The organism is Bradyrhizobium sp. (genome assembly GCF_049798375.1).
Classification (GTDB): domain Bacteria; phylum Pseudomonadota; class Alphaproteobacteria; order Rhizobiales; family Xanthobacteraceae; genus Bradyrhizobium.
In genome coordinates this window covers 1-8166 of record NZ_JBARGP010000340.1, presented here as the reverse complement: position 1 = coordinate 8166, position 8166 = coordinate 1, and the positions used below count along the sequence as shown (strand labels likewise).

Here is an 8166-nt window from a genome sequence, read left to right as displayed (position 1 = left end):
TCGTCGACGATGCGCGCGATCACCTGGCGCATGTCGACTGGACGCTTGTGGTCCATCGCCATGATGCCGAGCAATTCCTCCTGGTCGTAGCGCGGCGGCATCACCGATTGTGGCTTGCCAGCCGGGCGATCCCACGGCAGCGCCGCCATGATCTCACGCGCGATGCGCAGCGCATCGCGATCGTCCTCGGCGAGATAATCGCCGAGCCCAGAGATCGAGGTGTGCATCTCGGCGCCGCCGAGTTCTTCCTCGGTCGCGATCTCACCCGTTGCAGCCTTCAGCAGCGGCGGCCCCGCGAGAAAGGCTCTTGTACGGCCGCGTACCATCACGATGTAATCGGAGAGGCCGGTCTGATAGGCGCCGCCGGCGGTTGACGAGCCGTGCGTCACCGTCACCACCGGCAGGCCCGCGGCCGATAGCCGCGCCAGGTTGCGGAAGATGTTGCCGCCGCGGACGAAATCCTCGACCCGGTAGCGCAGCAAATTGGCGCCTGCGCTTTCGACCAGCTGGACGTAAGGCAGCCGGTTCTCCAAGGCGAGTTCCTGCACCCGCAAGGTCTTGTCGATCCCGTAGGGCTGCAGCGCTCCGGCATCGATGCCGGAATCGCTGGCCGAGACCATGCAGCGGATACCTGAGACGAAGCCGATGCCGGCAACGACGCCGCCGCCCGGAACGCTCTTCGCGGCGTCAGGGACATCGAACATGTAGCCGGCCAGCGTCGACAGCTCCAGGAACGGCGCGCCGGCATCGAGCACCAGCGCCACCCGTTCGCGCGGCAACAACTGGCCACGCTGATGGAAGCGATGCTTCGTCGCCGCGGACGCGGTGCGCGTGCGCGCCTCGAGTTCGCGCATGCGCGCGATCAGGCCGAGCATGCCGTCGCGATTGGCCTGGAACGCGGCGCTCGCGGGCGAGACGGTGTTATCGATGACGGCCATGTGATGATTTTGCCCCGTCATTCCGGGGCGCGTCGAAGACGCGAACCCGGAATCCAGAAGTTATGCGGATGGAGATTCCGGGTTCAGCCCGCGCCTGTCGCGCAGGCTGCCCCGGAATGACGGCGTCGCCGTCAATTCACCGTCCCGAACATCTGCCGTGCTTCCGCTGATGTCGCGATCTCGCGCCCGGCACGCCGCGCACAGGCTGCGATCGCCTCGATCAGCTGGCCGTTCGAAGTGACCTTGGTGCCGTCGCCGAGATAGAACGTATCTTCGAGGCCGGTACGCAGATGGCCGCCGAGCTCGGCGCAGCGCTGATGCAGCGGCCAGATCTCGGCACGGCCGATCGCCGTGACTTGCCAATGCGCCTGCGGCAGCTTCAGCTTTAACAGGATCGGCAGCAGTTCCGGATCGGCTGGCATGCCGGAGGCGACGCCCATCACGAAATTATACTCCAGCGGTCCCTGATACATGCCGGTCTGGCGGAACATACCGACGCAGCGCACGATGCCGACATCGAAACATTCGAATTCCGGAATCGTGCGCGCGTCTTCCATCGCATTCAGGTAATCCTGGATCTTCTCAACGTAGTTATCGAACATCATCGGCGGCCAGGCCCAGCTGTTGTCGGCCTTGACCTTGAGATAGTTCAGCGAGCCTGCATTGCAGGCGGCGATTTCCGGCTTGGTCTCGCGGATGCAGTCGAGCGCGCCATGATAGTGCGGCCCGGATACGCCGGACGTATGATTGATGATGACGCCGGGACAGGCTTCGCGGATCGCCTGCTGGATCTCGCGGGAGACACTGACGTCCCACGACGGCAGATGCCCCTTGCCCGGCGCCTGCTGGCGCAGATGGATGTGCATGATGGCGGCGCCGGCGTCGAACGCGCGCTTCGCCTCGCGCGCCATTTCCTCCGGCGTCACCGGCACATTGTGCTGCCTGGGATCGGTGAGCACGCCGTTCAGCGCGCAGGTAATGACGGCCTTGTCGCTCATGCAGGTGCTCTGACCATGATGCCTGCGGCCGCCTCGCGACCGCCTGCTATCATGCGAAACAGCCGAGAGGCGGTGCTTGCGTCAACGCGCTATGGCCACCTCGGCCTGCGCTTCACCGCTGCGATAGATCGCGAGATCGCGCGAACCTGAGAAGATCGCGCGCGGCTTCAGGCCATAGAAGCGGCGGATCGAATGGCTGAAATGGGTCGAGTCGGGATAGCCGATGTCCTGCGCCAGATGCGCGAGATTGAGATCCTGATTGGCGAAGTTGAGCAGATGCCGCGCTCGCTTCCAGGCCCGGAACGAGCGGAACGAGATATCGGTCTCGTCCTTGAACAGATGCAGGAAGCGGGACGTGGAAAGGCCGACTGCCGCCGCGCAGCTCTCGGCCGTTGCTGGCTCACCCGAGAAGCGATTGATCAGCGCGATCGCCTTGACCACGCGCGGATCGAGCGTGCGCTGCGGCAGCGCCTCGCCGAGGCACAGGCGATCGAAGCTCGGGCTGGCGACCTCGCCGCTCAGCGGCCGCTGCAGCAGTTCCGTATAAGCGGCACGGAGGCAGCGGGCGAAGCCTGCGGGATCCTTCGACATCTGATTCGCCAGCCGGTCGAGCGTACCGGGCGGCACGCTCTCGGGCTCGATCCAGACCACGAGCACGGTACGGTAGTCGCTTTCGATGGTGTGCTGACAGTTCGGCTGCACCATCAGCAGCTCGCCCTCCTGCATCTCACCGCTATCAGATGTGAGCCGCAAATTCCCGGCGAGCGCGACATAGACATGAAAGGCACCCGAACAACGCTGGCGCGGGCGGCCGAGCAGCCCGGCATAGAAGACGCGGTCCGGCGTGATCAGCATCAGATGGCCGGAGTCCCGGCCGCAGCTCACATCCATGGTGGTTCCTCCTGGGGCAGCTCTGTCGGCCGCTTTGTCGGCGAGAACCATAGCGCAAATCGCAGCCCTGTCATGGGCAACCACACGCAAATTTTGCAGCGGTTAACTGCCTCGGTGAGAAGGGTAGCACCGCTACGCAGCGTCTCATTCCGGTTCGGTCGCGGTCAGCGACCGAACCCGGAATCCTGAGATTGTTGCGCGAGATTCCGGGTTCGATGCTGACGCATCGCCCCGGAATGACATCGTCACAAACTACCCCCTCGCGCGCGGCTTCACACCCTGCTCCACGCCAGCACGCTGCTCGGCCTGCAACGCGCGCTGGTACGCCTCACGTTGCTGCAGCCGCGCCCAATAGGCCGCGACATTCGGGCCGAAATCCCTGGCCAGCTTGAGGCTGTCCGCCAACCGCAGCGCATAGCCGATCACGATATCGGCCGCGGTGAAGCGGCCTGCGCACAACGTTTCGGCATTCGCAGTCGCGGCGTCGACCGCGCGCAGCCGCCCCAGGAACCACTTGGCATAGTCGGCCGCGACCTGCGCCGAGCGCCGCTCCTCCGGTTCGAGTTGGCTGTATCGCAGCACCAGCGTCTGCGGAAAGGTCAGCGTCGCATCGGAGAAATACATCCAGTTCAGGAAGGCGGCATAGGCCGGCTCGGTGGGATCGACCATCAGCGGCGTCGGGCCGTATCTCATGCCGAGATAATGGCAAATGCCGGAGGATTCCGTCATCTTGCTGTCGCCGTCGATCATCAGCGGAATGGTACCGAGCGGATTGAGCGCGAGATATTCTTTCGCCAGCACCCGCGGTGGGAACGGCAGCATCTTCAACTCGTACGCCAAGCCGAGCTCTTCCAGCATCCACAGCGGGCGGAACGAGCGGGCGCCGTCGCAATGGTAGAGCGTGATCATCAGGCGTGTCCCTTCTGCTTCGCGCCCGGCAATGTGCCCATCATCTTGCAGAGAATGTTCAGCATCACCTCGTCCGCGCCACCCCCGATCGAGGCGAGGCGGGTGTCGCGATAGGCGCGGCTGACCGGCGTCTCGTTCATGAAGCCCATGCCACCCCAATATTGCAAGCAGGCATCGGTAAGTTCGCGTCCGAGCCGGCCGGTCTTCAGCTTGGCCATGGTGGCGAGCTTCGTCACATCCTCGCCCGCGATCAGGGCCTCGGCGGCGCGATAAGTCAGCGCGCGCAACAGCTCGACCTCGGTCTGCAGCTCCGCGAGGCGGAAATGCACCACCTGATTGTCGAGGATGCTGCGGCCGAAAGCCTTGCGGCTGCGGGTGTATTCGATGGTCTCGTTGATCACGGTTTCATGCGCCTTTAGGCAGGCCGCTGCGGCCCACAGCCGCTCCTCCTGGAACTGCAGCATCTGATAGATGAAGCCCTCGCCTTCGGCGCCAATGCGATTGCGCTTCGGCACCCGCACATCATCGAAAAAGATCTGCGCGGTGTCGGACGAACGCATGCCCATCTTGTCGAGCTTGCGCGCGACCTGCACACCCTTGCTCTTCATCGGCACGCAGATTAGCGACTTGTTGCGGTGGACCGGCCCGTCGCCGGTGTTGGTCAGCAGGCAGATAAAATCGGCCTGTACGCCGTTGGTGATCCACATCTTTCCGCCATTGATGACGTAGTCGTCGCCATCGGAGCGTGCGGCCGTCTTGATCGAGGCGACGTCGGAGCCTGCGCCCGGCTCGGAGACGCCGATGCAGGCGACATAATCGCCCGCGATCGCCGGCGCCAGAAATTCCTTGCGCACCTCGTCGGAGCCGAACCGCGCCAAAGCCGGCGTTGCCATGTCGGTCTGCACCCCGATCGCCATCGGGATCGCGCCGCAATTGATGGTGCCGAGCTCCTCTGCCATCACCAGCGCGTAGGAATAATCCAGCCCCTGCCCGCCATATTCGACCGGCTTATTCAGTCCGAGGAAACCGAGATCGCCGAGCTTCTTGAACAGCTCATGCGCCGGAAAGATGCCGGCCTCCTCCCAGTCATCGACATGCGGGTTGATCTCGGCCGCGATGAACTTCTGCAGAATGCGGCGTGGTTCGGCATGGTCGGCGGTGAAGAGCATTTTTCGTTCCCTGCCCGGAATCTCGATGTGATTTATTGCGTCTGGACTCCGGGTTCGCGCTTACGCGCGCCCCGGAATGACGCGTCCAAAACTAAGTGTCACAGCCCCATCTGCCGGCTGGCAAGATCCTTCATGATCTCCTCGGTGCCGCCGCCGATCGCATTGACCTTGACCTCGCGATAGATGCGCTCGACCTTGACGCCGCGCATGAAGCCCAGGCCGCCGAAGATCTGCACCGCCTCGGAGGCGCAATAGGCCATGGTCTGCGTCGCCTGGTTCTTCATCATGCAGATCTCGGCGACCGGATTGTCGCCCTGCTCGAGCCGCCACGCCAGCATCTCCAGCATGGCCTGCGACGCAGTGACACGCTGGGCCATGTCGACCAGCTTGTGGCGGATCACCTGGTGCTGCACCAGCGGCTTGCCGAAGGTCTGGCGCTGTTTGGCATAGGCGATCGCCTCGTCGAGGCAGACACGGGCATAGGCGGTGCAGCCCGCCGCCATGCCCATCCGCTCGCTGTTGAAGTTCTGCATGATCAGCTTGAAGCCCTGACCTTCCTCGCCGAGCAGGTTTTCAGCCGGCACCCGGCAGTCATCGAAATGCAGGGAAGCGGTATCGGACGCCCACCAGCCCATCTTGTCGAGCCTGGTTCGCGTCAGGCCCGGCGTATCGCCGTCGACCAGAAGCAAGCTGACGCCGGCAGCGCCCGCGCCACCGGTGCGTACCGCAACGGTCAGATAATCGGCACGAACACCCGAAGTGATGAACGTCTTCTCGCCGCTCACGATGTAATGGTCGCCATCGCGGCGCGCCCTGGTGCGCAGCGCCGCGACATCGGAGCCGCCGCTCGGCTCGGTGATGGCGAGCGCGGAGATCTTTCGTCCCGACAAAATCCCGGGCAACACCCGTACCCTCACCTCGGGCCGGCCCGCCCGCGCGATCGGCGGAGCGCCGATGGTATGGCTCATCAGGCTCGCACTGATGCCGCCGGCACCGGCCCGCGCCAGCTCCTGCGACGCCACGATTTTCATGAACTGGTCGGCCGGCACGCCGCCGAACTCCTCGGGAAAACCGAGCCCCAACAGGCCGATTTCGGCCGCCTTGGCATAGAGCGCGCGGGGAAACTCGCCAGCCTCGTCCCAGGCGCTGGCGTAAGGCGCAATCTCGCGCGCGACGAAGCGCGTGACCACCGCGCGAAAGGCTTCGTGCTCGGCCGTGTAGAACGGGCTGGTCATACGCGGCATGTCCCACGGCTGCTTCGCTCGACCTGCAGGATGGCGGACGCCAGCGGCGTCAACTTGCGTTCAGTGGCTGATGCCGAAAATGGTGCAAGAGCGTGATGACGGCTATCCCCGTGCCAGCTACTCAACGCAAGACAGAACGCCCCCGGTCCCGGCCCACTTCGGCAAAACAAAAAGAGCCGACACAACGCTTCAAGAACGGCGGCGCCAGACCGCCCGAAGCAGGAGGGACCACCGTGCCAGTGCGGTATTACGACTGGATTGCGCATCATGCGCGCCGGACACCCGCCAAGACGGCCGTGGTCGATCTCGGCAGCGGTAGGCGTTGGTCCTACACCGAGCTGAACGCGCGGGTCGCGCGTCTGGCCGGGCATCTGCGTGACGCGCACGGCATCGGCAATGGCGACCGCGTTGCGGTGCTGGCGCTGAATTCGACCGATACACTGGAGGTGCAGTTCGCCTGCTTCCGGCTTGGGGCGATCTTCGTTCCGCTCAATAGCCGTCTCACCGTGCCGGAGTTGCAATTCATCGTCGGCGACGCCGCGCCACAACTGATGATCCATGACGACGATCTCGCCGAGACGGCGCTCGCGGTGAGCCGGCTGTGCAGCATCCCCGGCACGCTGCGCTACGGCCCCGACGGCTCCTACGAGCAGGCGATCGCCTCCGCTACGCCGCTCACGAAGGTCGCGTCGGTGACGCTCGATGACGTCTCGACCATCATGTACACTTCCGGCACGACCGGACGGCCGAAGGGCGCGATGATCACCCACGGCATGACGTTCATCAACTGCGTTAATCTCGGCGCATTGGCCTACATCACACCATCATCGGTGCTGCTGACGGTGCTGCCGCTGTTCCACACCGGCGGGCTGAATTGTTACACCAATCCGGTGCTGCATGCCGGCGGCACCGTGCTGATCATGCGCGCCTTCGATCCAGGCGCCGCCCTGGCGTTCATCAGCGACGCCGCAACGCGCATCAACGTCTTCTTCGGCGTGCCCTCAATCTACCAGTTCATGGCGCAGCACCCGGCGTTCGCATCAGCCGATTTCAGCCGCCTGGTGATCGGCGGCGTCGGCGGCGCGCCGATGCCGATCCCGCTGCTCGACACCTGGGAAGCCCGCGGCGTCGCCTTGCAGCAGGGCTATGGCATGACCGAGACGTCACCGGCCGTGCTGGCGCTCGACCGCGAGGACGCAGCCCGCAAGGCCGGCTCGGCCGGCAAGCCGGTGCTGCACACGGAGGTGCGGATCGTGCGGCCTGACGGCAGCGATGCCGAGGCCGGCGAACTCGGCGAGCTCTGGGTCAAGGGGCCGAACGTCACGCCGGGCTATTGGAACAGGCCGGACGCCAATGCGTCCTCCTTCACCGACGGCTGGCTGCACACCGGCGACGCGACCCGCGTCGACGACGAGGGTTTCTACTACATCGTCGACCGCTGGAAGGACATGTACATCTCCGGCGGAGAGAACGTCTATCCGGCCGAGGTCGAGAACGTGCTGCACCAGATCGCGGCGGTGGCAGAAGCCGCCGTGATCGGCATCCCCGACCCGCAATGGGGCGAGACCGGCCTTGCCATCATTGCGATCAGGGCCGGCAGCGTCCTGAGCGAAGCCGAGATCCGCGCGCATTGCGCGGCCAATCTCGCCCGCTTCAAATGCCCCCGCCTGATCCGCTTCGTCGATGCGCTGCCGCGCAACGCCACCGGCAAGATCCACAAGCCGACCCTGCGCCAGACCTTCTCCACCGCCTCACGCGCCGACCTCGTGCGAGAGGCGTCGTGACCAAGCCGATTTCTCAAAGTCACTTCAAACAGAGGAAGCCAAGGAATGCTGTCGATCACGACCAAGACATTGTCCCGGCTCGCGGCGGTGGCCGCATTCACGGTGGTGGCGAGCCAAGGCGCATTCGCGCAGAAGAAGTACGATACCGGCGCGAGCGACACCGAGATCAAGATCGGCAATGTCGAGGCCTATAGCGGGCCGGCCTCCGCCTACGGCGTCATCGGCAAGACCGA

The 8166-nt window shown here is 64.7% G+C and carries 7 protein-coding genes and 1 pseudogene; 2 read left to right on the top strand and 6 right to left on the bottom strand.

Annotated features, from left to right (window positions below; translation table 11 throughout):
- The 6 genes from WA702_RS14385 to WA702_RS14360 form a co-directional block, all read right to left on the bottom strand.
- Positions 1-938: carboxyl transferase domain-containing protein (locus WA702_RS14385; protein WP_425111203.1), on the bottom strand; the 938-nt coding region annotated here is incomplete at its 3' end.
- A 131-nt stretch (positions 939-1069) separates the two neighbouring features.
- On the bottom strand, positions 1070-1936 hold the full coding sequence (locus WA702_RS14380) for a 3-keto-5-aminohexanoate cleavage protein (protein WP_425111202.1): 867 nt from the start codon (positions 1934-1936) through the stop codon (positions 1070-1072).
- A gap of 81 nt (positions 1937-2017) precedes the next feature.
- The gene (locus WA702_RS14375) at positions 2018-2827 is read right to left on the bottom strand and encodes a helix-turn-helix domain-containing protein (RefSeq protein ID WP_425111201.1); all 810 of its coding nucleotides are present in this window, start codon (positions 2825-2827) and stop codon (positions 2018-2020) included.
- Positions 2828-3079: 252 nt separating this feature from the next.
- The gene (locus tag WA702_RS14370; protein WP_425111200.1) at positions 3080-3736 is read right to left on the bottom strand and encodes a glutathione S-transferase family protein; all 657 of its coding nucleotides are present in this window, start codon (positions 3734-3736) and stop codon (positions 3080-3082) included.
- Entirely contained in the window at positions 3736-4905 is a 1170-nt protein-coding gene (locus WA702_RS14365; protein ID WP_425111199.1) for an acyl-CoA dehydrogenase family protein, read from the bottom strand. The genes WA702_RS14370 and WA702_RS14365 overlap by 1 nt, the downstream gene beginning before the upstream one ends.
- A gap of 98 nt (positions 4906-5003) precedes the next feature.
- Positions 5004-6140, bottom strand: coding sequence for an acyl-CoA dehydrogenase family protein (locus WA702_RS14360; protein ID WP_425111204.1), 1137 nt, complete (start codon positions 6138-6140; stop codon positions 5004-5006).
- Between the two features lie 242 nt (positions 6141-6382).
- Here WA702_RS14360 and WA702_RS14355 point away from each other — a divergent pair, with 242 nt between their 5' ends.
- Positions 6383-7933 carry an acyl-CoA synthetase gene (locus WA702_RS14355; protein WP_425111198.1) on the top strand — a complete coding sequence of 517 codons (1551 nt, stop codon included), beginning with the start codon at positions 6383-6385 and terminating at the stop codon, positions 7931-7933.
- A 45-nt stretch (positions 7934-7978) separates the two neighbouring features.
- Positions 7979-8166: pseudogene (locus tag WA702_RS14350) on the top strand (ABC transporter substrate-binding protein); the annotation flags it as partial.

Excerpts from the sequence above, each read along its gene's own strand:
- WA702_RS14380 (WP_425111202.1), bottom strand. The coding sequence starts at position 1,936 with ATGAGCGACAAGGCCGTCATTACCTGCGCGCTGAACGGCGTGCTCACC.
- WA702_RS14375 (WP_425111201.1), bottom strand. The coding sequence starts at position 2,827 with ATGGATGTGAGCTGCGGCCGGGACTCCGGCCATCTGATGCTGATCACG.
- WA702_RS14370 (WP_425111200.1), bottom strand. The coding sequence starts at position 3,736 with ATGATCACGCTCTACCATTGCGACGGCGCCCGCTCGTTCCGCCCGCTG.
- WA702_RS14365 (WP_425111199.1), bottom strand. The coding sequence starts at position 4,905 with ATGCTCTTCACCGCCGACCATGCCGAACCACGCCGCATTCTGCAGAAG.
- WA702_RS14360 (WP_425111204.1), bottom strand. The coding sequence starts at position 6,140 with ATGACCAGCCCGTTCTACACGGCCGAGCACGAAGCCTTTCGCGCGGTG.